This window comes from Pacificitalea manganoxidans (assembly GCF_002504165.1).
Lineage (GTDB): Bacteria > Pseudomonadota > Alphaproteobacteria > Rhodobacterales > Rhodobacteraceae > Pacificitalea > Pacificitalea manganoxidans.
Map to the genome: position 1 here is coordinate 1,377,626 of NZ_CP021404.1, position 24,314 is coordinate 1,401,939.

The 24,314-nt window shown below is 67.6% G+C and carries 24 protein-coding genes and 1 tRNA gene; 11 read left to right on the forward strand and 14 right to left on the reverse strand.

Going from position 1 to position 24,314, the window contains the following annotated elements; all coding sequences use genetic code 11:
* Nucleotide 1 precedes the first annotated feature (1 nt).
* Nucleotides 2-268 (forward strand): DUF7742 family protein, encoded by a 267-nt coding sequence (locus CBW24_RS06310; RefSeq protein WP_097373033.1) that lies wholly within the window; start codon nt 2-4, stop codon nt 266-268.
* Nucleotides 269-520: 252 nt separating this feature from the next.
* Here the strand turns inward: CBW24_RS06310 and CBW24_RS06315 are convergent, their stop codons facing one another.
* On the reverse strand, nt 521-904 hold the full coding sequence (locus CBW24_RS06315; protein ID WP_088661995.1) for a YigZ family protein: 384 nt from the start codon (nt 902-904) through the stop codon (nt 521-523).
* A gap of 167 nt (nt 905-1,071) precedes the next feature.
* Between CBW24_RS06315 and cysE the strand changes: the two genes are divergently transcribed.
* A complete protein-coding gene (cysE, locus tag CBW24_RS06320) occupies nt 1,072-1,896 on the forward strand; it encodes a serine O-acetyltransferase (protein WP_088661994.1) in 825 nt (274 codons plus the stop codon).
* Between the two features lie 78 nt (nt 1,897-1,974).
* Here the strand turns inward: cysE and CBW24_RS06325 are convergent, their stop codons facing one another.
* The 3 genes from CBW24_RS06325 to ctaD all read right to left on the reverse strand — a co-directional run bounded on the left by CBW24_RS06325 (nt 1,975) and on the right by ctaD (nt 5,204).
* The gene (locus CBW24_RS06325) at nt 1,975-2,880 is read right to left on the reverse strand and encodes a hypothetical protein (RefSeq protein WP_097373034.1); all 906 of its coding nucleotides are present in this window, start codon (nt 2,878-2,880) and stop codon (nt 1,975-1,977) included.
* Nucleotides 2,880-3,428, reverse strand: a complete 549-nt coding sequence (locus tag CBW24_RS06330; RefSeq protein WP_097373035.1) for a DUF2244 domain-containing protein — start codon at nt 3,426-3,428, stop codon at nt 2,880-2,882. Before CBW24_RS06330 ends, CBW24_RS06325 begins: the two co-directional genes overlap by 1 nt.
* A gap of 102 nt (nt 3,429-3,530) precedes the next feature.
* On the reverse strand, nt 3,531-5,204 hold the full coding sequence (gene ctaD / locus CBW24_RS06335) for a cytochrome c oxidase subunit I (RefSeq protein ID WP_088661991.1): 1,674 nt from the start codon (nt 5,202-5,204) through the stop codon (nt 3,531-3,533).
* Between the two features lie 429 nt (nt 5,205-5,633).
* Between ctaD and argS the strand changes: the two genes are divergently transcribed.
* The 5 genes from argS (at nt 5,634) to scpB (ending at nt 11,654) form a co-directional block, all read left to right on the forward strand.
* Nucleotides 5,634-7,376: an arginine--tRNA ligase gene (argS, locus tag CBW24_RS06340; RefSeq protein ID WP_097374147.1), complete on the forward strand. Its 1,743-nt coding sequence runs from the start codon at nt 5,634-5,636 to the stop codon at nt 7,374-7,376.
* 109 nt (nt 7,377-7,485) lie between these two features.
* Complete coding sequence (locus tag CBW24_RS18585; RefSeq protein WP_232530235.1) at nt 7,486-9,024, forward strand: SPOR domain-containing protein; 1,539 nt, start codon at nt 7,486-7,488, stop codon at nt 9,022-9,024.
* Nucleotides 9,024-10,031 (forward strand): beta-N-acetylhexosaminidase, encoded by a 1,008-nt coding sequence (gene nagZ / locus CBW24_RS06350; protein WP_097373036.1) that lies wholly within the window; start codon nt 9,024-9,026, stop codon nt 10,029-10,031. Before CBW24_RS18585 ends, nagZ begins: the two co-directional genes overlap by 1 nt.
* 50 nt (nt 10,032-10,081) lie before the next feature.
* The gene (locus CBW24_RS06355) at nt 10,082-10,945 is read left to right on the forward strand and encodes a segregation and condensation protein A (RefSeq protein ID WP_088661990.1); all 864 of its coding nucleotides are present in this window, start codon (nt 10,082-10,084) and stop codon (nt 10,943-10,945) included.
* A 43-nt stretch (nt 10,946-10,988) separates the two neighbouring features.
* The gene (gene scpB, locus CBW24_RS06360; protein WP_097374149.1) at nt 10,989-11,654 is read left to right on the forward strand and encodes an SMC-Scp complex subunit ScpB; all 666 of its coding nucleotides are present in this window, start codon (nt 10,989-10,991) and stop codon (nt 11,652-11,654) included.
* Nucleotides 11,655-11,717: 63 nt separating this feature from the next.
* Here the strand turns inward: scpB and CBW24_RS06365 are convergent, their stop codons facing one another.
* From CBW24_RS06365 to rpmF, 7 genes are all read right to left on the reverse strand, one after another.
* Nucleotides 11,718-12,815, reverse strand: a complete 1,098-nt coding sequence (locus tag CBW24_RS06365; RefSeq protein ID WP_097373037.1) for a 2'-deoxycytidine 5'-triphosphate deaminase — start codon at nt 12,813-12,815, stop codon at nt 11,718-11,720.
* A gap of 140 nt (nt 12,816-12,955) precedes the next feature.
* A tRNA-Pro gene (locus CBW24_RS06370) sits at nt 12,956-13,032 on the reverse strand.
* Between the two features lie 46 nt (nt 13,033-13,078).
* Nucleotides 13,079-14,263 carry a MerR family transcriptional regulator gene (locus CBW24_RS18590; protein ID WP_232530237.1) on the reverse strand — a complete coding sequence of 395 codons (1,185 nt, stop codon included), beginning with the start codon at nt 14,261-14,263 and terminating at the stop codon, nt 13,079-13,081.
* A gap of 18 nt (nt 14,264-14,281) precedes the next feature.
* Complete coding sequence (gene ihfA, locus CBW24_RS06380) at nt 14,282-14,584, reverse strand: integration host factor subunit alpha (protein WP_088661988.1); 303 nt, start codon at nt 14,582-14,584, stop codon at nt 14,282-14,284.
* A gap of 101 nt (nt 14,585-14,685) precedes the next feature.
* On the reverse strand, nt 14,686-15,657 hold the full coding sequence (locus CBW24_RS06385) for a beta-ketoacyl-ACP synthase III (protein ID WP_097373038.1): 972 nt from the start codon (nt 15,655-15,657) through the stop codon (nt 14,686-14,688).
* Nucleotides 15,654-16,865, reverse strand: coding sequence for a phosphate acyltransferase PlsX (gene plsX, locus CBW24_RS06390; protein WP_097373039.1), 1,212 nt, complete (start codon nt 16,863-16,865; stop codon nt 15,654-15,656). Before plsX ends, CBW24_RS06385 begins: the two co-directional genes overlap by 4 nt.
* A gap of 22 nt (nt 16,866-16,887) precedes the next feature.
* Entirely contained in the window at nt 16,888-17,094 is a 207-nt protein-coding gene (gene rpmF / locus CBW24_RS06395) for a 50S ribosomal protein L32 (protein WP_088661985.1), read from the reverse strand.
* Between the two features lie 203 nt (nt 17,095-17,297).
* Here rpmF and CBW24_RS06400 point away from each other — a divergent pair, with 203 nt between their 5' ends.
* From CBW24_RS06400 to CBW24_RS06415, 4 genes are all read left to right on the forward strand, one after another.
* Entirely contained in the window at nt 17,298-17,768 is a 471-nt protein-coding gene (locus CBW24_RS06400) for a DUF1499 domain-containing protein (protein ID WP_097373040.1), read from the forward strand.
* 61 nt (nt 17,769-17,829) lie between these two features.
* Nucleotides 17,830-18,888 carry a peptide chain release factor 1 gene (gene prfA / locus CBW24_RS06405; RefSeq protein ID WP_097373041.1) on the forward strand — a complete coding sequence of 353 codons (1,059 nt, stop codon included), beginning with the start codon at nt 17,830-17,832 and terminating at the stop codon, nt 18,886-18,888.
* A 2-nt stretch (nt 18,889-18,890) separates the two neighbouring features.
* Nucleotides 18,891-19,772 (forward strand): peptide chain release factor N(5)-glutamine methyltransferase, encoded by an 882-nt coding sequence (prmC, locus tag CBW24_RS06410; RefSeq protein WP_097373042.1) that lies wholly within the window; start codon nt 18,891-18,893, stop codon nt 19,770-19,772.
* Nucleotides 19,773-19,976: 204 nt separating this feature from the next.
* Nucleotides 19,977-20,852 (forward strand): DUF4167 domain-containing protein, encoded by an 876-nt coding sequence (locus CBW24_RS06415; protein ID WP_097373043.1) that lies wholly within the window; start codon nt 19,977-19,979, stop codon nt 20,850-20,852.
* A gap of 80 nt (nt 20,853-20,932) precedes the next feature.
* Here the strand turns inward: CBW24_RS06415 and rsmA are convergent, their stop codons facing one another.
* The 3 genes from rsmA to CBW24_RS06430 form a co-directional block, all read right to left on the reverse strand.
* Nucleotides 20,933-21,784: a 16S rRNA (adenine(1518)-N(6)/adenine(1519)-N(6))-dimethyltransferase RsmA gene (rsmA, locus tag CBW24_RS06420; protein ID WP_097373044.1), complete on the reverse strand. Its 852-nt coding sequence runs from the start codon at nt 21,782-21,784 to the stop codon at nt 20,933-20,935.
* Nucleotides 21,785-21,924: 140 nt separating this feature from the next.
* The gene (gene pdxA / locus CBW24_RS06425; RefSeq protein WP_097373045.1) at nt 21,925-22,932 is read right to left on the reverse strand and encodes a 4-hydroxythreonine-4-phosphate dehydrogenase PdxA; all 1,008 of its coding nucleotides are present in this window, start codon (nt 22,930-22,932) and stop codon (nt 21,925-21,927) included.
* 7 nt (nt 22,933-22,939) lie between these two features.
* The gene (locus tag CBW24_RS06430; RefSeq protein ID WP_088662262.1) at nt 22,940-24,223 is read right to left on the reverse strand and encodes a peptidylprolyl isomerase; all 1,284 of its coding nucleotides are present in this window, start codon (nt 24,221-24,223) and stop codon (nt 22,940-22,942) included.
* Nucleotides 24,224-24,314 lie beyond the last annotated feature (91 nt).

Below are 24,314 nucleotides of genomic sequence, written 5' to 3' on the forward strand. Positions count from 1 at the left end.
CATGCGATCTGTGTTAATCGGCGATCTGCTGGCAGCCGCAGAGGTGCTGGCGGCGGTGCCGGAGCCCGCACGGGCGGACCGGCTGGCGCGGCTGCTGCGCGGGGCGGCGCTGGCCGAGCGGCACCGGCAGCGCACCGGGCGGGCGCATCCGCGCTACGGCGACGGCTCGCTCATGGCGGCGGCGATGAAGCAACCCCGCGCGCCGGGGGCCGTGCGCGATGCGGAGTTCCGCCGGTGTCTGGGGATGGTGCTGGCGGAGCTGGAGTGAGGGCGGCTGCGGTGAGCGCACCCGCTCTCGAACAAGAGAGGCGCGCGGGCGAGCGCCTGCCCGTTCGGGCGGGCTGGCGCTTTGGTCGTGTCGCGGCGATCTCGGGGCGGGGAGGTTGGTTTCACCATAAAGCACACCGTTCAACCGTCCCAGCGCCAGCCCACGGGCAGGCTGACGTCGTGCTGGATCCTTGACGGTCGGAGCGGCTTGCAAGCTGAGCCATCCGCCCGCGGGCAAGGCGAAGCCGCTGGGTTAACCGCTGGGGTCGATGCCGATTTCGGTCATGTAGGCGCGGACGGCGGTTTGGACGTGGCGAAAGCGGTCCCCGCCCAGATGGGTGCCGCCGAACCAGCGGGTGACGATGACGAGGTGGTTTTCGAGGCCTGCGCGTTCCAGCATGCGCAGGATGACCATGCCGGCGCCGGCCTCTCCGTCATCGGCTTTGATGGGCGTGTCGGGCAGCAAGAGCGCCCATGTGTTATGGGTCGCTTTGGCGAATTTCTTGTTGCGCTTGAGGGCTTTGAGCAGGGCGTCTGCCTCGGCCTTCGAATGGGCGGGGGCGCCTGCGACGGCGTATTTGGAGCCGCGGTCGCTGAGCACGCCATCTAGGATCAGGAGGTCGGTTCGGTCTGCCATGGGGTCTGCGATGCCCTGCGGGCGGGCAGGGGTCAAGGGGCGCGGCGCGGCGGCTGCGCCGAAAGCAGGGCTTGGCTGCGGATGGCTTGATGCCTATCTACAGGCTTCCCCCCGGCCTGTGCTATGCTATCTGGGAGTGGAGGACGCGAACGAAAGGATGCTCCCCAATGGTGAAGCCAGAACGCCGCATTGCCGAGGTTGACCCGGTCTGGACCCGCATCGCCGAGGAGGCCGAGGCCGCCGTGGCGCAGGAGCCGTTGCTGGGAGGCATGTTCCATTCGTGCATCCTGCACCATCCGACGATGGAGCGCGCCTTGGCCTATCGGCTGGCGCTGAAGCTGTCCTCGGGCGAGATGAGCGAGCAGGTTCTGCGCGAGATCGCGGACGAAGCCTATGGCAGCGAGCCGGACCTGACGACGGCGGCGCGCGCTGATCTGGTCGCCGTCTACGAACGCGACCCGGCCTGCCATCGGTTCATCCAGCCGATTCTGTATTTCAAAGGCTTTCAGGCGATTCAGGCCTATCGCGTCGGGCATTGGCTGTGGCGGCAGGGGCGGCATGATCTGGCGTATTTCATCCAGATGCGCGTGTCCGAGATTTTCGGCATCGATATTCACCCGGCGGCGCGTGTCGGGCGGGGCATCATGATCGACCACGCCCATTCCATCGTCATTGGTGAGACGGCAGTGGTGGGCGACAATGTGTCAATGCTGCATTCGGTGACGCTTGGCGGGACCGGCAAGGAAGACGACGACCGCCACCCCAAGATTGGCAATGGCGTGTTGATCGGCGCGGGCGCGAAGGTGCTGGGCAATATCCGCGTGGGCGATTGCAGCCGTATCGCGGCGGGTTCGGTCGTGCTGCATGACGTGCCGCCGAAATCGACCGTCGCCGGGGTGCCGGCGAAGGTGGTGGGCGAGGCGGGCTGCGCGCAGCCGTCGGTCACGATGGATCAGTTGCTAGGCCTGTCCTCCGGCGACCGGGGGATGTGAGCGCGGCGGAGACGCCGGACACGATCACGCGGTGCGGCTGGGGGCCTGTGCCCCGCCGCCGCGACGCGCATGCGACGATCAGGGAAAATGCCGGGTCAGGTCGTTGCGGCCTGCGTCACCTGCGGGAAAGCGGTCGACGAAGCGGCGTTTGAACGACACCCGACCCCGACGTGCCCCGAAATTTTCGCCATGCCCAATAAGGTAGCCGACAGCGGGCGCGCCCGGCAGGGGGCGTAGCGGGCGACCTGCGAGGGTGGCGAGATAGGGAAACATGCGGTGTTCATGGCCGGTGACGGCGGCGAGGAAGGCCGCTTCGGCCTCGGACACCCCGGCGCCCGCGGCACCGATGCGGAACGCGGCGGTGGAGCCGCAGAGCTTCCACAGCGCCTTCTGCCCCGGTTCGGCCAGCGATTGCGGGCGGGCGGCACCGATGCGATCGCGGCCCACATCCCAGACCCAGCCTTGTGTCACGAGCCAACCGCCGGGGGCCGCGCCTGACACCATCCGCGCCACGGCATCGTCGCGCAGCAGGTCATCGGCATCGAAGGGCATGGCGTAGCCTGTGCGCAGGCCAAGTGTGGGCAGGTGGCGGGCGAGGCGATCGAGCTTATCCCATTTGTCATTGCCCTCGACCCGGTCGGTGAAGGGCAGGAACTGCACCCGGTCATCGAAATCCACACCATCGGGGCGGTCCTGACCGCAAATGATAGCGCGCCAGCGGGGATCGGTCTGATTGCGGAAGCCTTGCAGCGTGCGGGCAAGCGCGGCGGAGACCTGCGCCCAGTCGCCGACATGGGCACGCCCCACCAGCGGGATCAGAAACACGACCTCGGCCCCGTCGCCAAGGGGCGCGGGCGGTGCGGCGCGCAGGGCCAGTGCCGCCGCCTCGGACCGCTGGTGCGGCAGATGCGTGGCGAGGCCGAACCGGGCCGCAATGCGCAAGGCAAGGCGGCGAAGCTTGGGGGTGGCGGGGTTCTGGGCCATCAGGTCGGCTCCGATAGATGGGCGGGGGCGCGGGCGGCGGCGAGGGCGCGGGTGAGATCGCCGTGCAGCGTCTCACGTTCGGCAGGCGTGAGAAAGGCGCCGAGTTCGACCTCGCGGCCATTGCCATGCAGGGTCAGGTAGTGCGGCACCGGCCCGCCGCGCGGATGCAGGGTGAGCCGGGTCCAGTGGGGATGGGCGTGCCAGTCCTGCGGGGCGGCGCGGGGATTGTGCCGGGTGAGGCGAATCTCAGCCGCGGTGAGGGTCAGTTCCTCGACCATTTCGCCATCGCGCTGATTGCGTTGCAGCAACATGTAGAGCAGCGCCAGCGCCCCCAGCAGAAACGGCAGCAGGGCAAAGGCCACGGGCGTGCCGAGCGCGGGCATCAAGGGCACCATCAGCAGCACGAAGGTCACGGCGATGAACCCGGCAAACCCGCGCCGCGACAGCGAGCGGTAGGGCCATGCGTGCAGCCGCAGCGGCGGCGTGCCGGCCCCTGCTTCGGGGAGCGGCCGACCATCGGGCGGGTGCGGTATCCATTCATAGGGCATGGCGGCTCGTGGCGCTCAGGGGGGGGGAATGGGGCGTGGAATGCGAAACGGGCCCCGGCGTGGTGCCGGGGCCCGTCTGCTGTCTGGTGCTGATGGCCCGGCTTAGTGGGCGTGCTGCTTGTCCCAGTCTTCGCGCTTGGGAAGCTGCTCGAACGTGTGTTCGGGCGGCGGCGAAGGCAGAGTCCATTCCAGCGTGTCCGCATACTCGTTCCACGGGTTGGGACGGGTTTCGGCGCGGCCCCGCAGCAGGGCATGGGCCATGATGCCGAAGAACAGCAGGAAGGATGCAAAAGCGATGAACGCGCCGATGGAGCTGACCATGTTCCAGGTGGCGAAGGCCTCCGGGTAGTCGATGTAGCGGCGCGGCATGCCCTGACGGCCAAGGAAGTGCTGCGGGAAGAAGGTCAGGTTAGCCCCGATGAACATCATCCAGAAATGCAGCTTGGCGAGCGGCTCGTTATACATTTTGCCGGTCATCTTGGGGAAGTAGAAGTAGATCCCCGCGAAGATGGCAAAGATGGCGCCGAGCGACATCACATAGTGGAAATGCGCCACGACGTAGTAGGTGTCGTGGTAGACCCGGTCGATGCCTGCCTGGCTGAGCACCACGCCGGTGACGCCGCCGACGGTGAACAGGAACAGGAAGCCGAAGGCCCAGAGCATCGGGGATTTGAATTCCACCGAACCGCCCCACATGGTCGCGATCCAGGAGAACACCTTGATGCCCGTGGGCACGGCGATGACCATCGTTGCCAGCATGAAGTAGCTCTGCTGGGTCAGGGACATGCCGACCGTATACATGTGGTGCGCCCACACGACGAAGCCCAGCACACCGATCGACACCATCGCGTAGACCATCGGCAGGTAGCCGAAGATCGGCTTGCGCGAGAAGGTCGCGATGACGTGGGAGATGATGCCAAAGCCCGGCAGGATGATGATGTAGACCTCGGGGTGACCGAAGAACCACAGGATGTGCTGATAAAGGATGGGGTCGCCGCCGCCTGCGGGATCGAAGAAGGCGGTGCCGAAGTTACGGTCCGTCAGCAGCATGGTGATCGCACCGGCGAGCACCGGCAGGGCCAGAAGGATCAGCCATGCGGTCACGAAGATCGACCACGCGAACAGCGGCACCTTGTGCAGGGTCATGCCCGGCGCGCGCATGTTGAGGAAGGTGGTGATCATGTTGATCGCGCCGAGGATCGAGCTGGCGCCCGAAACGTGCACGGCGAAGATCGCGAGATCGGTGGAATACCCGCCTTCGGTCGTGGACAGCGGCGGATAGAGCACCCAGCCGATGCCGGAGCCCAGCTGACCGTTGCCGCCCGGCGACAGGACCGAGGCCACGGCGAGCGCGGTGCCCGCGACGTAGAGCCAGTAGGAGAGGTTGTTCAGACGGGGGAACGCCATGTCCGGCGCGCCGATCTGCAGCGGCATGAAGTAGTTGCCGAAACCGCCGAACAGCGCGGGAATCACCACGAAGAACATCATCAGGATGCCGTGGGCCGTGATCAGCACGTTCCACAGGTGCCCGTTGGGGGTACATTCCCCGGCTGCTGCGGGCAGCAGACGCGCGCCTTCGGCACACATGAACTGCACGCCGGGTTCCATCAGCTCCATCCGCATGTAGACGGTGAAGGCGACGGAGATAAACCCGACCACCGCGGCGGTGATCAGGTAGAGGATCCCGATATCTTTGTGGTTGGTGGACATGAACCACCGGGTGAAGAACCCCCGGTTGTCGTCATGCCCGTGACCGTGGATGGCTGCGTCCGCCATAGGTGTCTCCTGGCTTAGTCCTGCTACGCCGGGCGCAACCCATCCCAAAGGCGGCCCGTTTCCACGGACGGTTTAGGAGGTTCGGGCTGACAGGGCAATGCGCTTTACGACGCAGGGGGCGCGACAAACGCGCCTTCGGCCCGGGTGACGCGAGGTGCGGCGGCACGGTTTTCGGCGGCGCGGTGCGGGGCGGGGCGCACCGGGACAGGTCCGCGCCGGGATGGGGGCGGGGGATGCCGGGTGCGGAGTGCTGGGGACGGATGCCGGGGTGGTCGGGCAATTGGACAGCGGACCGGGGGAATGGTGGCGCGTGCGCGGCGACGCAGGATAATGCGGGGCGATGGCGGTGCGGGGCGCGCGGGCGGGGAGCTTGCAGTTGACGCGCTGACTGCCTCTGATACATCCCGGCGCATCATCCGGGAGCCGTTCATGCATCTTTTTGCCGATATTCACCGCCTCGTCCTCGATACGCTGGGGACCATGATGGACGCGGGCGACCTGCCCGCCGGGCTGTCGCTCGACAATGTCACGGTGGAGCCGCCGCGCGATCCGGCGCATGGCGACATGGCGACCAACGCGGCGATGGTGCTGGCGAAGCCCGCCGGTCTGAAGCCGCGCGACATTGCCGAGGCGCTGTCCGCGAAGCTGATCGAAGATCCGCGCATCGACACCGCCGAAATCGCGGGTCCGGGCTTTCTCAACCTGCGGCTGGGCGCGCAGGTCTGGGCCGATGTGACCCGTGCGGTGTTGCAGGGTGGCGATGGCTATGGCCGCTCTGCCTTGGGGCAGGGGCGCAAGGTGAACGTGGAATATGTCTCGGCCAACCCCACGGGGCCGTTGCATGTGGGCCACACCCGCGGCGCGGTGTTTGGCGATGCGCTGGCCGGGCTTCTGGATTTCGCGGGCTACGAGGTCACGCGGGAATATTACATCAATGACGGCGGCGCGCAGGTCGATGTGCTCGCGCGGTCGGTCTACCTGCGCTATCTCGAAGCGCATGGGCAAGAAGTGGCATTCGAGGATGGCACCTATCCCGGCGACTACCTGATCGAGGTCGGTCAGGCGCTGAAGGATAAGGTCGGGGATGCCTATGTCGGCCAGCCCGAATCCGTCTGGCTGGAAGAGGTGCGCGATTTCGGCACCGCCGCGATGATGGAGCTGATCCGCGCCGATCTGAAGGCGCTCGGCGTCGAGATGGATCGCTTTTTCTCGGAAAAATCGCTCTATGGCACCGGCAAGATCGAAGCGGCGATCGAGGATCTGCGCGCCCGTGATCTGATCTACCGGGGCACGCTAGAGCCGCCCAAGGGCAAGACGCCCGAGGATTGGGAACCACGCGAGCAGACGCTGTTCCGCTCCACCGCGCATGGCGATGACGTGGACCGTCCGATCATGAAATCCGATGGCTCCTGGACCTATTTCGCGCCGGATATCGCCTATCACCACGATAAGGTAAGTCGCGGATATGACGCGCTGATCGACGTGTTCGGGGCCGATCACGGCGGCTATGTGAAGCGCATGAAGGCGGCTGTTTCGGCGCTGTCGGGCGGCACCGTGCCGCTGGACGTGAAGCTGACGCAGTTGGTCAAGCTGTGGAAGAATGGCGAGCCGTTCAAGATGTCGAAGCGGGCGGGCAATTTCGTCACGCTGCGCGATGTGGTGGACGAGGTCGGCCCCGATGTGACGCGGTTCGTGATGCTGACGCGCAAGAACGATGCGCCGCTCGATTTCGATTTTGACAAGGTGCTGGAGCAAAGTCGCGAGAACCCTGTGTTCTATGTGCAATACGCCCATGCGCGCGTGTGCTCCGCGATCCGCAAGGCGGGCGAGGCCGGGCAGGCCACCGATGACGCCAGCCTGATCGCGGCTGACCTGACCGGAAACACGCATCCTTCCGAGCTTGCCGTTGCGCGAAAGCTGGCGGAATGGCCGCGTCTGGTGGAAATTGCGGCCCGCACCAACGAGCCGCATCGCATCGCGTTTTTCCTCAACGAACTGGTCGCCGCGTTCCACGCGCTCTGGAACAAGGGCAACGAGGACACCGATCTGCGGTTCGTGCAGGATGACGCCAGCGCCGCCTTGCCCAAAATCGCGCTGGCCCGCGCCGTTTCCGTTGTCATTTCCAACGGGCTTGGTATCCTTGGCGTAACCCCGGCAGACGAAATGCGCTGAACCCAGCGCCGGATCGGGGAAGCAGGCAAAGCCCCCCGATCCAGCCGTTGCCGGTTTCTCGCCCGGTGCTGTCGCTGGCCCGGTCGGGCGCGAGAGACGAGGCAGTGCAATGGCATACCCGACTGAGGGTGGGCGGCAGGGTGCGATCCACGCGCCGCGCCGCGATGGCGACCGGATCGGACAGCCCGGCGCGGCGGGTGACCCCCGCGGCCTGGCCCGGATGACCGACCCGGCGAGCGACCAGCCCGAAACCGGCGCGGCCACGCCCCAGACGATGGGGCAGATGTTCGATCATTTCGATCCGCAGGATTTGTCTGGCGGCACCTATTACGGGGCTGATGGCGCGGCCTATGCGACCGAGGCCGACGCGCCGATGCGCAGTGGCACAGGCCGCGTTCTGTTTAACGTGATCGGCGGGTTGGTGTCTGTGTCGCTGATCGCGGGGCTGGGCGTGTGGAGCTACCGTGTGGTGATGCGCGACGTGCAGGGCATTCCGATCATCCAGGCCCAGGACGGGCCGATGCGGGTCGCTCCTGAAAACCCCGGTGGTAATATCGCGGTGCACCAAGGGCTTGCCGTGAACTCGGTGCAATCGGTGGGCGAGGCCGTGCCGGTCCCCGAGGCGCTGGTGCTGGCCCCGGTCCCCGAAGGGCTGCGGGCCGAAGACCAGCCGCGTGTCGAATTGGCCGCCGCCATGCAGGCGGAGGCCGAGGCCGCCGCGCAGGCGGAACGGTTGGCGCAAGCGGAGGCTGCCGCGCAATCGGAGCGGTCGGCCCAAGCGCAGGTGAGCCGCGCGGCGAGCGTGCCCGCGACGTTGGAGCGGGCGGGGCTCGATACGCCATCGCCTACGCTGCCCGGAACGACCGCGACATTGGCAAGCCTGACCCCGGATGTGATCCGCAACGACCCCGCCGCCGCCGCGCGGGAGATGATGCTGGGCCTGACGCGCGGGGTGACGCTGCCCGCCGCCGATGCCGCGCCGCGAGAAATCGCGCGGGCCGAGGATGCCGCAAGCCTGATCGCGGAGCCGGAAACGGTGATGGTGGAGGACGCGGAGGCCAGCGACCCCGCGCCAGAGCTGGACGCGCGCGATAGTGCCCCGGTGGAGGTTCTGCCCGACGCGGTGGCAGAGGTTGACGATCCCGATGTCGCGTCGGCGATCATGGCGGCCTTGGGCGCGACCCAAAGCCTAGAGGAAGAAGTGGCGGAAACCGTGCGTGTCGCGGCGCTGGCGCAGACGCCGGAGCCGGGAATGATGGTCAAGGGGCCGGGGCCTGCGCGCTCCCCCCGACCTGCGCCGCGCCCGGCAAACCGGGTGATGCGGGTCGCACCGACGCAAGTGTCGCTCCCCGCCGCGCCGGTGGAGGCCGCCGAGGTGGCCGTGGCCGACATTCCCGTGGGCGCACGGCTGGTGCAGCTGGGTGCGTTCGACAGTGCCGAGGACGCGCGCACGGCATGGGGCCGGATCAATGGCCGCTTCGCCGCGCTGATGGAAGGCAAAAGCCGGGTGGTGCAGGAAGCGCGGTCCGGTGGGCGGACCTTCTACCGGCTGCGGGCGACGGGGTTTGACGATCTGTCCGAGGCGCGCCGGTTCTGTGCCGCGCTGGTGGCTGAACGGGCCGATTGCATTCCGGTGATGGCGCGCTGATGAGCTATTCCGCGACGATTTTGGGCTGTGCCGGTCCGGTGCTGACCGCCGAGGAACGCGCGCTGTTTGCGCAGGCGCGGCCTTGGGGCTTTATCCTGTTTTCCCGCAATCTTGAGACGCCGGAGCAGATCCGCGCGCTCTGTGCCGCGCTGCGAGACGCTGCCGGGCATGACGCGGTGATCCTGATCGATCAGGAAGGGGGCCGCGTGCAGCGCCTGCGCCCGCCATTGGGGCGGGAGTGGCTACCGCCGCTGGACCAGATCCGCGCCGCGCCGGATCACGCGACCGCGTGCCGGGGCATGTATCTGCGCTACCGCCTGATCGCGGCGGAATTGCGCGCGCTGGGGATCGACGGAAATTGCGCGCCGATGGTCGATGTGGCCGATGACGAGACCCACGATTTCCTGCGCAACCGCTGCTATGGCGACGCGCCGAGCGCGGTGGCCGATCTGGGCCGTGCGGTGGCGGATGGGCTGCTGGCGGGGGGCGTTCTGCCGGTGTTGAAGCATATTCCCGGCCACGGGCGCGGGCGGCTCGACAGTCATCTGGAATTGCCGGTGGTCGACGCCACGCGGGCCGACCTAGACGCGCGGGATTTCCCGCCGTTCCACGCGCTGCGCGACCTGCCGATGGCGATGACCGCGCATATTGTCTACACCGCGCTGGACCCGGACCTGCCCGCAACGATTTCGGCCCCTGCGATCAGCGTGATCCGCGAGGCGCTGGCGTTTGACGGGCTGTTGATGAGCGACGACATTTCGATGGAAGCGCTATCCGGCAGCATCGCCGCGCGGTCTGCGGCGGCGATTGCGGCGGGCTGCGACGTGGTATTGCATTGCAACGGCAAGATGCCGGAGATGCTGGCCACGGTGGAGGCCTCTGGTGTGCTGAGGGGGGCGGCCCTACGCCGGGCTGACGCGGCGGTGGCCGCCCGGCGGAGCCCGGATGACATTGACATCGCGGCGCTCACGGCGGAGTTTGACGCCCTGCCTGCGCCGGCCTTCTGAGCCGCGCGCGCACCGCCCGAGCCTGCAAGACCCCAACGAACGAGGCCGAGATGGCTGATAACGAGCCGGTGCCGCTTCATCCCGGTGAGGTGGCCGAACGTCTGGCCGCCGAGGCGCTGATCATTGATGTGGAGGGCTTCGAGGGGCCGCTCGACCTGTTGCTGACGCTGGGGCGGACGCAGAAGGTGGATTTGCGGCGGATTTCGATCCTGCAACTGGCGCGGCAATATCTGAGCTTCGTCGAGCGGGCGAAGGCGCTGCGCATCGAACTGGCTGCGGATTATCTGGTGATGGCGGCGTGGCTGGCATTTTTGAAATCGCGGCTGTTGCTGCCGCCCGATCCGCGCGATGAGGGGCCTTCGGGCGAGGAACTGGCCGCGCATCTGGCATTTCAGCTGGAACGGTTGCAGGCGATGCGTGAACGCGCCGCCGAATTGATGGCGCGGGATCAGAAGGGCCGGGAATTCTTCGTCCGGGGCATTCCCGAAAGCATCGAGCGGGTGCGGGTCGTGCGCTACAGCGCCAATCTGATGGACCTGATGCGCGCCTATGCCCGCGTGCGGACCAAGGATGATTTTCGCCCCTTCGTGATGGACCGCGAGAAGCTATTCACGATGGAGCAGGCGCTGGAGCGGCTGCGGGGGATGATCGGGTTCACCGGCGATTGGACCGACCTGACCCGGTATCTGCCCGAAGGCTGGGACGACGATCCGGCAAAGCGGCGGTCGGCCACGGCATCGACCTTTGCCGCCTCGCTGGAATTGGTGAAGGCCGGGCGGATCACCATCCGGCAGGGCGAGACCTTTGCCCCGATCGAGATCCGCGCCGCGCGGGACGAGGACGAAGACGAGCGGTTGGATGCGCGCAGTGCGCCCGGCCGCGACGAGAGGACTGACGAGGCCGATGATGACTAACCCCCGCACGCCGCATCCCGCCAACAGCAACGATCCCGTGGAGATGGCTGCCGCCGAGGCCGCCGCCCGGCCCGCCGGGCTGTTCGAGGCCCCGCCGCTGGCCGAGCAGGAGCGGATGGTGGAAGCGATCCTGTTCGCCACGGCCGAGCCGGTGACGATTGCCGAACTTCAGGCCCGTATGCCGCACGGCGCGGAGGCCAAGCTGGCGCTGGAGCTGCTGTCGCGGCGCTATGAGGGGCGCGGCGTGCGGTTGGTCCGGGTGGGCGAGGCATGGGCGCTGCGCACGGCGCCTGATCTGGCGCATCTGATGCAGCGCGAAACCGTCGAGACCCGCAAGCTGTCGCGCGCGGCAATCGAAACGCTGGCCATCGTCGCCTACCACCAGCCGGTGACCCGTGCCGAGATCGAAGAGATTCGCGGCGTGTCGGTCAGCCGGGGCACGGTGGATCAGTTGCTGGAACTTGAATGGATCCGCTTCGGCCGCCGCCGGATGACGCCGGGCCGTCCGGTGACCTATGTGGTCACGCAGGGTTTTCTCGATCATTTCGGGCTGGAGAGCGCGCGCGATCTGCCGGGGTTGAAGGAGTTGCGCGAGGCCGGGCTTCTGGACAATCGCCCGCGTCCGGGTTTTGGCGCGCCCGAAGCGCTGGACGAGGACGAGGGGCAGGGCGCGATGTTCGACGCTGGGGATGACGACGGCGAGGAGTGAGTGCTGTCAGGCGGGTGCCGCCAAGGCGTGCCTCTCCCTTTGGGACGGTCGTGTGAAAGGTGCCTAGACCGCGCGGAAATGTTTCGACAGTTTGAGCCCCTGGCCCTGGTAATTCGAGGCGATGCCCGCGCCGTAAAGCTGATCCGGGGGGGTGGTCATGCGCTCATAGACCAGCCGCCCGACGACCTGCCCGTGTTCCAGCACAAAGGGAGCCTCGTGGCAGCGAACCTCCAGTACCCCGCGGGAGCCTGCGCCGCCGGCCACGTCACAGCCAAAGCCGGGATCGAAGAAGCCTGCGTAATGCACACGAAATTCCCCGACCATCGCCAGATAGGGCGCCATTTCGGCGGCGTGGTCCGGCGGGATGGTGACGGCCTCGCGGCTGACGAGGATGTAGAACGCGCCGGGGTCCAGAATGATGCGCCCGTTGCGGGAAGTCACACGCTCCCAGAACTCCGCCGGGTCGTAGGCGCCGATACGGTCGAGATCGATGACCGGGGTATGCGGCTTGGCCCGCCAGCCGACGAGATCGCCTTCGGACGGGCGTAGATCGACAGAGAAGCCGAGACCTTGGGAGATCATCGCGGTGCCCGAGACCAGCGGCGTTTGCGCATGAAGCGCGCGCAGCGCGTCGTCGCCCAGCACCGCGTCCCCCTGCCGGAACCGGATCTGGTTCAGGCGCATACCGGGCCGCACAAGGACCGAGAAGCTGCGGGGGCAGATTTCGGCGTAGAGCGGGCCGTTATAGCCCGGTGCGATGCGGTCAAATTCCACCCCGCCATCGGTGATGAGGCGGGTCAACAGATCCAGCCTGCCGGTGGAGCTTTTGGCATTGGCGACGGCCTGCACGCCGGGGGGCAGGGCGAGGTGTTCCATCAGCGGCACGAGGTAGACGCAGCCCTTCTCCAGCACCGCGCCCTGTTCCGTCAGGTCGATGCGGTGCATGGTGAATTCGTCAAGGCGGTCTTCGACGCGGTGGCCCTTTCCGGCAAGGAATGAGGCGCGGACCCGCCATGCATGGGTGCCAAGCCGCAGATCGAGGCTGGCGGGCTGGATCTGCGCGGCGGTGATCGCGGGGTCGGCGCCGATCGCACCGTCGTCGATCATCGCGGCGATGGTCTGGCTGGGCAGAACGCCCCGGAGGGTGTGGGTGTCGATCATTGCGGCGGCCTCCCTTGCCTATGCGTCGGTGGGCTGCGCCACGGCGAACGATGCCGAACTGGCGCGGTGCCACGCGGACCCAAGCGGGACGCCAGACAGCAAAACGCCCGCGTCCCCGATGGGCACGCGGGCGGTTTTGTTGGTCGGGCTAGCAGGACTCGAACCTGCGACCTTCCGTCCCCCAGACGGACGCGCTACCAGGCTGCGCCATAGCCCGACGTTGGGGTGTTCTACCGATTTCCGTGGCCGTGGCAAGGGCGATCTCACGGGTTTTTCGTCATTCTTTCACGCAGCGCCACGAGCGCGTCGTGGATCGGGCGCAGGCGGGCGCGGGTGGCGTCGCCGGGCAGGCTGTGGGCCAGTTGACGGCTGATGACCGGGCCTGTGTCGGACGGGGCGCTGGCCTCAGCGCCGCTGCCCTGCTGTGCTGTGGGCGGGGCCTGAATCGCGCCATCGGCGATGCCGTAGCCGCCGGGGCGGAAGGGGCGCGGGGCGCGGATTTCCGAACCCGGCTCGGCGGGATCGCGCAGCGGATTGTGGCGCGGCTCTGCAAGACCTTCGGTGGCGACGCCGACGGGGGGCTGCGCAGGCGTGTCGTCTGTGTCGTCTGTGTCGTCTGTGTCGGGCGCCGGGGCCGTGGACGGGCTGTCGGCGATGGACAGGCTGTCCGCAGGCGGGTCGCGTTCGGGATCGTCCATGGCGCGCACCTCGGGGTTGGGGGCGGGGGGTTCGGCGAGCCGTGTGTCCGCATCCGGCGCGCCGAGATCAATGAAGGGGGCCTCGGGCGCGGGGTCTGCGGCGGGGTCGTTAGGCGAGGGCGTGTCCGTTTGCGCCGGTGCATCCGCTGGGGCTGTGTCTGCCTGCGCCATGACGGGGCTGATGGGCTCCGCCTCGGCCACGCCGCTCTGGCCGTAATCCTGTGGTGCGGTTGTCTGTGTTGCCGGTGTTTGCGCGGCCTGTGCGTGGGCTGCAGGCTGCGATGCGGCGGGCTGGGATGCGGCGGGCTGGGACGCGGCGGCCTGCGCGACCTGGGGCAGGGCGGTGGGCTGGCCTGCCTCCGAGACCGCATCAGGCATCGCGTCGGGCATCGCAAGGGGCGGCACGGTGCGGGGACGGGGCGCGCGGGGGGCGTTGGCGGCGGGGGCGACGGTGAGATAGCCCTCCTCATCGGTGCGCAGCGGGCGGGACAGATCCGCCACTTCGCGCACGCCCCGTTCGCGCAGCATCTTCTGCACGCCCTTGATGGTCATGCCATCGTCATGCAACAGCCGTTTGATACCGCCAAGGAGCAGCATGTCGGCAGGACGGTAATAACGGCGGCCACCGGCTCGTTTCAGCGGTTTGACCTGCGGAAACTTCGTCTCCCAGAACCGCAGCACATGGGTCTGAACCTCGAGCCAGTCGGCGACTTCGCTGATCGTCCGGAAGGCGTCAGGGGCTTTGGGCATAGGGTATCATCCGGGTCGTCAGGATTTGTTGCCAGCGGCGACCCGGTCCTTCATCAGATGCGAGGGGCGGAAGGTCAGGACACGCCGGGGATGGATCGGCACCTCTTCGCCCGTCTTGGGGTTGCGGCCAACGCGAGCGGCCTTGTCGCGGACCGAAAATGTCCCGAAGGAGGAGATCTTGACGCTCTCGCCCTCGACCAGCGCATCGGACATGTAGCCCAGCACGGATTCGACCAGCTGAGCGGATTCGTTGCGGCTCAGTCCCACCTCGCGGAACACCGCTTCGCTGAGATCCATGCGCGTCAATGTCTTGCCAGTCATTCCCGTCCCCCTGTCAATATTGCGGGCAGGTTAGGTGTCTTTGAAATTCCGAGTCAATATCAACGGCTTGGAGAACCGCGCCAGACCCGTCTTTTCCGCTGTTACCAGCGCAAAACCACCGATCCCCACGCCAGACCGCCACCGATTGCCTCGGTCACGACCAAATCGCCGGGTTTTATGCGACCCTCGGCCTTGCCCACGGAGAGGGCGAGGGGAATCGATGCCGCTGAGGTGTTGCCGTGATCCTGAACGGTCACGATCACCTTGTCCATGCCAAGGCCCATGCGCTGCGCGGTGGCCTTGATGATCCGCAGGTTGGCCTGATGCGGCACGATCCAAGCAACGTCTTCGGCGGTGAGCCCGGCCTTATCGAGGGCGGTATGAGCCGTGGTCGCGAGCTTCTCGACCGCGTGGCGGAACACTTCGCGGCCCTGCATACGCAGGAAGCCGGTGGTGCCGGTGGAGGTGCCGCCATCGACATAGAGCACATCGCGATAGCTGCCGTCGGAGTTGAGATCCGTGGCGAGGATGCCGCGATCCTGCGGCGTGCCTTCGGCGTCGGTCGCTTCGAGCAGAAGCGCGCCTGCGCCATCGCCGAACAGAACGCAGGTGCTGCGGTCGGCCATGTCGAGCAGGCGGGAGAATGTTTCGGCACCGATGACCATCACACGGCGGGCCTGACCGGATACGATCATCGCATGTGCATTGGACAGCGCATAGACGAAGCCCGCGCAGACGGCCTGCACATCGAATGCAAAGCCGGAGCTCATGCCAAGTTTGGCCTGCACCATCGTGGCGACGGAGGGGAAGGTCAGATCGGCGGTGGAGGTCGCCACGATCAGCGCATCCAGATCACCGGGTTCCAGCCCGGCATCTTCCAGCGCGGCACGCGCGGCGTTGGTGGCGAGGTCGGAGGTGGTCTGGCCTTCCGCAGCAAAGTGGCGGCGTTCGATCCCGGTGCGCGAGCGGATCCACTCGTCGGAGGTATCGAGCGTCGCCTCGAATTCGGAATTGGGGACCACCCGGTCGGGCAGGTAATGCCCGACGCCCCGAACCGTGGCGCGTATTGTCATTGGCTTTTATCGCTCTCTTCGGCGGTGTGGAGCGCATCCTGCCCCGCGGCTGTCGCGGATGCAACCCGCGCGGCCAGCCTGTCGGCAAAGCCCATCTGACCCAGCCGGAAGGCAAGCTTGATCGCGGCGGAGACCCCGGTGGCATCGGCGGAGCCGTGGGATTTCACCACCGTTCCGTTCAGGCCAAGGAAGATTCCGCCATTGACGCGGCGCGGGTCGATCCGCTTGGAGAACCGGCTGAGCGAGGTCAGCGCGAGAAGCGCGGCCATGCGGCTGAGCGGGCTGTGCTTGAACGCGGCGCGGAGCAGTTCCGAGATCAGCTTGGCCGTGCCTTCGCCGGTTTTCAGCGCGACATTGCCGGTGAACCCGTCGGTGACGATCACATCGACCCGGTCGGAGGGGATGTCCCCGCCTTCGACGAAGCCCACATATTCGAAATCGGAACTGGCGGCGGCGCGGGAAATCAGCTCATGCGCTTCTTTCAGCTCCGCCCGGCCTTTATGCTCTTCGGTGCCGACATTGAGCAGGCCGACGCGCGGGCGCCGGATGTCGAGGCCGTTGCGGGCGTAGCTGGTGCCCATCATCGCGAATTGCAAAAGATCCTCGGCATCGGCGCGCACATCGGCGCCGACATCGAGCATCACGTTGAAGCCCTGCGGATTGCGCGAGGGCCACAGGCAGGCGATGGCGGGGCGGGCGACACCGGGAAGGCGCCGCAGCCGCACCATCGACACGGCCATAAGCGCGCCGGTGTTGCCGCAACTGACCGCGACGGTGGCCTGCTTGTCGCGGACCGATTCGATGGCCGACCACATCGACGTGCCCTTGCCGTGACGCATCACATGGCTGGGCTTCGCGTCCATCGTCACGACGCCTTCGGCATCGCGGATGACGCATCGGTCGCCCAGTTTGCGCCGGGCGATGAGAGGTTCGAGTTCAGCACGCGGTCCATGCACGATGAACCCGATATCGGGGTTCTTCGCAGCGGATTTCGCCATGCCCTGAATGACCGGCGCCGGACCTTTATCCCCGCCCATCGCGTCGATGGAGATGACGATCTTGCCACGCAGGGCGAGGGGGAGATCGTCGCCACGCGACGCGTCAGACGCGGACCCGTTGGGGTCCGTGCTGGATAGATCACTGCCTTTTGGGTCAGTTCCGGCGGCGCGCGATGGCGCGGCCGACCGATCCCCGGAGCCGTCCGTCATTCTGAATCAACCTGCCCGAAGATCAGGCGGCGTCTTCGTCGAGATCGACCTCGTCAGCCTGAGCGACGACCTCACGGTCGGCGTAGTGGCCGCAAGCACCACACACATGGTGCGGACGCTTCAGCTCGCCGCAGTTCGGGCATTCTGCGGGATTGTCCGCGACCAGGGCGTCGTGCGAACGACGCATGTTGCGGCGCGAACGGGTGACTTTATTCTGAGGGACAGCCATGTCTCAACCTCTGTCTCTGAGGGGCTTGGCCCCAGGGTGTGCGATAAATCTTCGGCGCCTCTTACGCCCCCTTCGCCGACCATTCAAGCGGTCGTATCGAGGGAGCGCGGAAAATACGCGATTCTTGTCATCTCGCAAGTGATTTCAGGGGCGCTGGCCTGCGGCATGCTTGCTCCCTTCCGCGGGGATGCTATCTGCGGGCCATGATACGGCTTCTTCTGACCCTTCTCATTGTGGTGCTTCTGGCTGTCGCGGGGTTTGCCCTGTGGGTGCGGCTGGCGCCATCGGACCCCGATTTGTGGCACACGGACCCGTCTGCGGCCCGGCCCGGCAAGGGACGCTTCGTCATGGCGCCGGGCGGCGATCTGCCGCCGCGCATCTTTGCCGGGCGCGATCCGGGCGAGGTGCTGGCCGAGCTTGACGCCATCGCCCTGTCGGAGCCGCGCACCGAACGGGTGGCGGGCGCGCCGGGAGAGGGGCGGATCACATGGGTGCAGCGCACCCGGCTGTGGGGGTTCCCGGATTACATCACCGCCGATGCCCAGCCCGCCCCCGGTGGCGGCACCCGGCTGGAGATCCTGTCCCGGCTGCGCTTTGGCCGCGAGGACATGGGCGTGAACCGCACGCGCGTCACCCGCTGGCTTGCGCGGCTGGACGCGGCGATGGCGCTGTAGGGCCGTGCCCGTCCCGCGTCGCATCTTGACCGGGCGCGCTGATTAAGCCACTGCGTCGCGCATGGTTCCCGAGGACAGATTGCAAGAGATCATCGCCCGGTTCGAGTTTCTCGAAGCGAAGATGGCCGGTGGCGCCACGGATGGCGCCGAGATCGTGGCGCTCGCCCGTGAATACGCGGAGTTGAAGCCGGTGGTCGGCGCAATTGCGGCGTGGCGGCGCTGCCGCACCGAATTGGCCGAGGCCGAGGCGCTGGCCCGCGATCCCGAGATGGCGGAACTGGCCGAGGCCGAATTGCCGGGCCTGCGCGCGCAGCTTCCGGATCTGGAACACGCCGTGCAACTGGCGCTGCTGCCGCGCGACAGCGCCGATGCCCGCCCCGCGATGATCGAGATCCGCCCCGGCACCGGCGGGGAGGAGGCCGCGCTGTTCGCCGCCGATCTGTGGCGGATGTATCAGCGCCACGCGGAGGCGCATGGCTGGAGCTTCGAGCCGGTCGATTACGCGGAAACCGAACTTGGCGGCATCAAGGAAGCCACGGCCCGCATCGGCGGCGAGGGCGTGTTCGCACGCATGAAGTTCGAAAGCGGCGTGCACCGGGTGCAGCGGGTTCCCGCCACCGAAAGCGGCGGGCGCATCCACACGTCTGCCGCGACGGTGGCCGTGCTGCCCGAGGCCGAAGAGGTCGACGTGGCGATTGATCCCGGCGATCTGCGCATCGACACCATGCGCGCCAGCGGTGCCGGCGGGCAGCATGTGAACACCACCGACAGCGCCGTGCGCATCACCCATGTGCCGACCGGGATCGTGGTCACGTCGTCGGAAAAGTCCCAGCACCGCAACCGCGAGATCGCCCTGCAGGTGCTGCGCGCCCGGCTCTATGACATGGAGCGCAGCCGTGCCGCCGATGCCCGCGCCGCTGACCGTCGGGCGCAGGTCGGATCCGGCGACCGGTCCGAGCGCATCCGCACCTATAATTTCCCCCAGGGCCGGATGACGGACCACCGCATCAACCTGACGCTTTATAAGCTCGATCAGGTGATGCAGGGCGATCTGGATGACATCACCGATGCGCTGATCGCCGACGATCAGGCCCGCAAGCTGGCGGATATGGGCGCGTGAGCATGTCTCCGGCGCAGACCGTCAATGCCGCGCTGGTCGCGGCGACCCGTGTGCTGCGCGAGGTGGGTATCCCCGATCCCGCGCGGGATGCACGTCACCTGATGGCGCATGCGCTGGACGTGGACATGGGGCGGCTGACGCTGCTGGGGCCCGATCCGCTTCCCGCGCAGGCTGCGACCCGGTTTGAGGCGGCGGTGGCTGCGCGAAGCGCCCGGCAGCCGGTGGCGCAGATCGTGGGCGGGCGGGACTTCTACGGGCGGCGGTTTCGGGTGACGCGCGATGTGCTCGACCCGCGCCCGGACACCGAAACGCTGGTCGCCGCCGCGCTGGACGTGCCGTTTGGCCGGGTGCTGGACCTTGGCACCGGATCGGGCGCGATCTTGCTCAGCCTGCTGGCGGAGCGGGGCGAAGCCACCGGCGTGGGCGTCGATCTGTCGGAGCCTGCCTGCGCCGTGGCGCGGGACAACGCGGCGGCGCTGGGACTGGCGGCGCGGGCCGAAATCCGGGTGTCCGACTGGCTGGATGCGGTGGCGGGCAGCTTCGATCTGATCGTGTCGAACCCGCCCTATATCGCGCAGGACGAAATGGCCGGGCTGGACCCCGATGTGCGCGACTGGGAGCCTCACGGCGCCTTGACCGATGGGGGCGACGGGCTTGCGGCCTATCGCGCGATCACCGCCCGCGCGCCCGCCTACCTGACCCCCGGCGGATGGCTCATGGTGGAAATCGGCCCCACGCAGGGGGCGGCGGTTCGGGCATTATTTTGCGCAGCCGGGCTTGACCGCGCGCGGGTGATCCCCGATCTTGATGGCAGGGACCGGGTCGTGACGGGCTGCAAGCCTACCGACCCAGATGCGCAGAAAACCGCGTTTCGACCCGATTGAGGGGCGAAATGGCATCAGTTTTGCCGCAAACCCCATATTTTCCCTTGTCATGCAGGGCTCCGCGTGATTAGTCGGCTTCAGGCGGGATGCAGGACAGGTCATGTCCCCCCGCCCAAAGCCAGAACAAAGTCCGATCTGAAAGGCACCGCGCCGGTGGCGCGCACGGGTCAGGCAAAACCGCAACAAGGCGGACCAGAAACCAACATGAGATCATCCAAGTCACGTTCGCGTTCGAAGTCGAACCGCTCGCGCTCCATGGGCAATATCACCAACCGGGTCTTTGACAGTTCCGGGCCGGAAGGCAAGGTGCGCGGCACGCCGCAACAGATCATCGAGAAATACACCCAGTTGGCCCGCGATGCCCAGCTGAGCAATGATCGCGTGGCGGCGGAGAACTTCCAGCAGCATGCCGAACATTATACCCGGATGCTGGGCGAAGCGCAGCGCGAGCAGGATGCCCGCCGCGAGCAGCACGACCAGCAAAACGGTGGCTCGGGCCAGAACGATCGGCAGAATGATCGGCAAAACGACCGTGGCAACGATCGCGGCAATGACCGCCAGAACGATCGCGGCAATGATCGCCAGAACGACCGCAATGATCGCGGTGCTGAGCGTCAGGATGACCGCCGCAACGACCGTCAAAATGACCGGCACAATGATCGCCAGAATGACCGCCAGAACGACCGCGCCGCCGATCAGGGCGATGCGCAGGGCGCTGAGCGCGACACCTCGGGCGGTGACAGCCGCAGCCGGCGCAAACCCCGCACCGATGACGTGATCGACTTTGCCGAGGATACCGGCGCCGATAGCGGTCTGGTCGAGACCCCGGAAAGCAGCGCGGCAGCGCCCGCGCAGGATCAGGCGGAGCCCGCCGACGCCCCCGCCGCGGACGCCGAAGCCAAGCCGGAAAAACCGGCGCGCAAGCCCCGCGCCCCGCGCAAACCGCGCGCCAAGAAGGCCGATGCGCCCAAATCCGAAGACGGCGCGGCAGAGCCCAAACCGCGCGCTTCCCGCGCGAAATCGGCCCCCGCCCCCGAAGCGGCCCCGGCCTCGGACAACCCGTCCGAAGCGACCGGCTGATCCGACCCACACCCCAGAATGACAAAGGCGCGCCCCTCGGGACGCGCCTTTTTTCGTTTGGAGAACGCGGTGTTCGGATCTCACCCCGCCCGTTGGGCGGCGACCAGTCGGGCGAGGGCGGCGAAGCGGGCGATGTCGATGCGTTCGGCGCGGTCGGTGGGGGCGATGCCGGCTTCTTCCAGCAGGGCTTCGATATTTGGGGCGATCCCTTTCAGCGACGCGCGCAGCATCTTGCGGCGCTGGTTGAACCCGGCGGCGACGACGCGGCTGAGGATGTCGGGATCGGCGGGATAGAGCGGCTCGGGGCGGGGGCGCAGGTGGACCACGGCAGAGCGGACCTTGGGCGGGGGGGAAAATGCCTCTGGCGGGAGGGTCAGTGCGATGCGGACCTCGCATTTCCACTGGGCCAGCACGGCGAGACGGCCGTAATGCTTGTCGCCCGGCTGCGCCACGATCCGTTCGGCCACTTCGCGCTGAAACATCAGCGTCAGGCTGGACCAGTAGGGCGGCCACGCGGCGGGGGTCAGCCAGCGGATCAGCAGTTCGGTGCCGACATTATAGGGCAGGTTGGCCACCACATGGATGGGGCCGGTCAGATGCGCCAGCGGGTCGATCTCCAGCGCGTCGCCTTCGAGCACATGCAGACGGCCCGGATAGGCAGCGCCGATTTCGGCAAGCGCGGGCAGGCAGCGGGCGTCCTTTTCAATGGCCAGAACCCGGCGTGCGCCCTCGGCCAGTAGACCACGGGTCAGGCCGCCGGGGCCGGGGCCGACCTCCAGCACATCGGCACCGCTCAAATCGCCCGGCACGCGCGCGATGCGGGCGGTCAAGTTGAGATCGAGGAGGAAGTTCTGGCCCAGCGATTTCTTTGCCGCCAGCTCATGCGTCGCGATCACCTCGCGCAGCGGGGGCAGACCGTCGATTGCCGCCATGGGATTCCTTTCAGGTGACCGCCGCATCGCGCCGGATCGTGGGTGCGGACCCGACGCAGGGAGGGGCGCGGCGCAAGGGCGAGAGGGGGGCCGAAACAGGGCGCTGTCCGTCCCCGCATATCCCGACCCTGTTGCGGGGTCTAGCGCGCGGTGGCGCGAGCGCGGGCCATGCGGTCGGCCAGTTTCAGCGCCTCGATCAGCGATGTGTCATCCGCCACGCCGGTGCCCGCAATATCGAACGCGGTGCCATGATCGGGCGAGGTGCGCACGAAAGGCAGGCCCAGCGTCACATTCACCCCACCCGCGAAATCCAGCGTCTTGATCGGGATCAGGGCTTGATCGTGATACATGGCGATGGCGGCGTCATAGCGGCTGCGTGCGCCTGCGTGGAACATGGTGTCGGCGGGATGCGGGCCGGTCAGCGCCAGACCTTCGGCGCGCAGGGCGGTCAGCACCGGCGCGATCAGGGCGGCATCCTCGTGGCCCATCGCGCCGCCTTCGCCCGCATGGGGGTTCAGCCCGGTCACGGCAAGCCGCGGATTGTCAAAGCCGAAATCCCGGCGCAGCGCGGCATGGGTGATGCGGATCGTGTCAGACAGCAGATCGCGGGTCAGCGCGCCGGGCACGTCGGAGATGGGGATATGGATGGTGACGGGCACCACCTTTAGCGCGTCGCAGGCCAGCATCATCACCACCCGGTCCACCCCGCCAAGCGCGGCGAGGTATTCGGTATGGCCGGGATAGGCAAAGCCCGCGCCATCCTTCAGCGCTTTCTTGTTGATCGGGCAGGTCACCACACCGGAGGCCGCGCCGCTCTGGGTCAGTTCCACCGCTTGGGCGATGACGGCGATGACCTCGGCGGCATGGGCGGGTTGCGGCACGCCGGGAACGGCCGGGCCGGGAAAGGCATGGGGCAGCACCGGCAGGCCCGATCCGGCAACGCGCAGCGCGTCCTCGGGGCGGGCGATTTCGCGCACCGGGGTGCCCGCGGGCAGATGCGCCGGGTCACCGATCCAGAAGAACGGCAGGCGCCCGCCCAGACGTGCCCAGGCGGATGCGGCAATTTCAGGGCCCACGCCCGCAGGCTCGCCGCAGGTCATGGCCAGCGGCGGCAGCGGGGCGGTCTGAGACGGAGAACGGTCGCTCATCGCCCGGTCACGGGGTGCGGATGATCGCGTTGGCGCGCAGTTCGGCCAGATACCCATCCGACAGTTGCGCGACGCGCTGGTTGACCAGCCGGTTGCCCAGAGCCTCCCGATCCACCGGTTCGGCATCGGCGGCGCGCGGCGCGGTGCGCGAGCACAGCATCGTCAGCACCAGCGCATTGCCGCGGGTCAGGGTGGTGGAGGTTTCGTTCTCGTCTAGCTTCGCCAGTTCCAGCGCCACATCGGCGGGCAGTTGGTTCGCCGTCACCGGCTCCGACACCACCAGCCGCGCGGGGTCTTGGCCCTTGTTCACGGCATAGAGGTCATCGCAGGTGTCGAGCCGATCCGAGATCTGGCGCGCGCGCGCCAGCGTTTCCGCCGTGCGGCCACCGGGGATGAGGTATTGCATATAGGTGACTTGCGCGTTGCCGGTATCGGCGCGGCCGGTTTCGCGGATCGAGTTAAGCTGAAACAGCGCCAGCGCATTGGGCAACGGCACGGGCGCGGTCACCTGACCGGGGCGCAGTTGCAGAAGCTGCTGCGACAGGGCCGGAGGCAGGTTGCCCAGCGGCACGCCCTGCGCCACGCGGCCACCGCTGTCGCGGGTGCGGGAGGCGGAATACTGGCGCGCGTAATTGGCGAAATTGCCGGGGTTGTTCTGCACGATGGCGGCGATGCGCTGTGCTTCGGCCTGCGCCTGCGGGGTGTTGGCGGGCAGGATGATTTCGGAGAAGAACACCTCGGCGCTGGCGCGCTGAGAGCTGGGCGACAGGGCGCTGTCGATTTCGCTTTCGGTGACCTGTGCCTGAGCGCCGAAGCGCTGGCGGACAACCTGACGCCAGACCAGACCGGCGGCGACGAAATCGCGGAAGCTTTCTTCGGCCACGCCCGCGCCTGCGAGACCGGCGACGAATTCCTGCGTCGAGAGCTGCGCACGCCCGGCGAATTCTTCCATCCCGGCGGTGATGTCCTGCTCGGTCACCGTGACGCCCATCTGTTCCCCGGCGATCAGCCGCAGGCGGTCATCGATCAGGGCCTCGCGCGCCTGTTCTTCCAGATTGCCGGGGGTGCGGAACACCTCCAGCATCCGGCGGCGCTGGTCGATCTCATAGGCGGTGATGGCCCGGTTGTTGATCAAGATCACAGGGGCGAAGGGGTTGCTTTGCGCCTGCGCGCTGCCAGTCGCCAAAAGCGTGGCGGCGGTGGTCGCGGCCAGCGGGGCCGCGATCAGCGTGGCGCCAAGCAGGGCGGCACGCGCCAGAGGGGTCAGGGCGGCGGTCAGTCTGCGGGTCATCGTCATGTGGGTCCGTCTGCTCTGTGCTTCGGTGACGCCTGTGCGCGAAGGCGCCGGGCGTGTTCGGATCTCGGCCTGTCCGGGGGTGGCC

Excerpts from the sequence above, each read along its gene's own strand:
- CBW24_RS06310 (WP_097373033.1), top strand. The coding sequence starts at position 2 with ATGCGATCTGTGTTAATCGGCGATCTGCTGGCAGCCGCAGAGGTGCTG.
- CBW24_RS06315 (WP_088661995.1), bottom strand. The coding sequence starts at position 904 with ATGGCAGACCGAACCGACCTCCTGATCCTAGATGGCGTGCTCAGCGAC.
- cysE (WP_088661994.1), top strand. The coding sequence starts at position 1,072 with ATGGTGAAGCCAGAACGCCGCATTGCCGAGGTTGACCCGGTCTGGACC.
- CBW24_RS06325 (WP_097373034.1), bottom strand. The coding sequence starts at position 2,880 with ATGGCCCAGAACCCCGCCACCCCCAAGCTTCGCCGCCTTGCCTTGCGC.
- CBW24_RS06330 (WP_097373035.1), bottom strand. The coding sequence starts at position 3,428 with ATGCCCTATGAATGGATACCGCACCCGCCCGATGGTCGGCCGCTCCCC.
- ctaD (WP_088661991.1), bottom strand. The coding sequence starts at position 5,204 with ATGGCGGACGCAGCCATCCACGGTCACGGGCATGACGACAACCGGGGG.
- argS (WP_097374147.1), top strand. The coding sequence starts at position 5,634 with ATGCATCTTTTTGCCGATATTCACCGCCTCGTCCTCGATACGCTGGGG.
- CBW24_RS18585 (WP_232530235.1), top strand. The coding sequence starts at position 7,486 with ATGGCATACCCGACTGAGGGTGGGCGGCAGGGTGCGATCCACGCGCCG.
- nagZ (WP_097373036.1), top strand. The coding sequence starts at position 9,024 with ATGAGCTATTCCGCGACGATTTTGGGCTGTGCCGGTCCGGTGCTGACC.
- CBW24_RS06355 (WP_088661990.1), top strand. The coding sequence starts at position 10,082 with ATGGCTGATAACGAGCCGGTGCCGCTTCATCCCGGTGAGGTGGCCGAA.
- scpB (WP_097374149.1), top strand. The coding sequence starts at position 10,989 with ATGGCTGCCGCCGAGGCCGCCGCCCGGCCCGCCGGGCTGTTCGAGGCC.
- CBW24_RS06365 (WP_097373037.1), bottom strand. The coding sequence starts at position 12,815 with ATGATCGACACCCACACCCTCCGGGGCGTTCTGCCCAGCCAGACCATC.
- CBW24_RS18590 (WP_232530237.1), bottom strand. The coding sequence starts at position 14,263 with ATGCCCAAAGCCCCTGACGCCTTCCGGACGATCAGCGAAGTCGCCGAC.
- ihfA (WP_088661988.1), bottom strand. The coding sequence starts at position 14,584 with ATGACTGGCAAGACATTGACGCGCATGGATCTCAGCGAAGCGGTGTTC.
- CBW24_RS06385 (WP_097373038.1), bottom strand. The coding sequence starts at position 15,657 with ATGACAATACGCGCCACGGTTCGGGGCGTCGGGCATTACCTGCCCGAC.
- plsX (WP_097373039.1), bottom strand. The coding sequence starts at position 16,865 with ATGACGGACGGCTCCGGGGATCGGTCGGCCGCGCCATCGCGCGCCGCC.
- rpmF (WP_088661985.1), bottom strand. The coding sequence starts at position 17,094 with ATGGCTGTCCCTCAGAATAAAGTCACCCGTTCGCGCCGCAACATGCGT.
- CBW24_RS06400 (WP_097373040.1), top strand. The coding sequence starts at position 17,298 with ATGATACGGCTTCTTCTGACCCTTCTCATTGTGGTGCTTCTGGCTGTC.
- prfA (WP_097373041.1), top strand. The coding sequence starts at position 17,830 with ATGGTTCCCGAGGACAGATTGCAAGAGATCATCGCCCGGTTCGAGTTT.
- prmC (WP_097373042.1), top strand. The coding sequence starts at position 18,891 with ATGTCTCCGGCGCAGACCGTCAATGCCGCGCTGGTCGCGGCGACCCGT.
- CBW24_RS06415 (WP_097373043.1), top strand. The coding sequence starts at position 19,977 with ATGAGATCATCCAAGTCACGTTCGCGTTCGAAGTCGAACCGCTCGCGC.
- rsmA (WP_097373044.1), bottom strand. The coding sequence starts at position 21,784 with ATGGCGGCAATCGACGGTCTGCCCCCGCTGCGCGAGGTGATCGCGACG.
- pdxA (WP_097373045.1), bottom strand. The coding sequence starts at position 22,932 with ATGAGCGACCGTTCTCCGTCTCAGACCGCCCCGCTGCCGCCGCTGGCC.
- CBW24_RS06430 (WP_088662262.1), bottom strand. The coding sequence starts at position 24,223 with ATGACCCGCAGACTGACCGCCGCCCTGACCCCTCTGGCGCGTGCCGCC.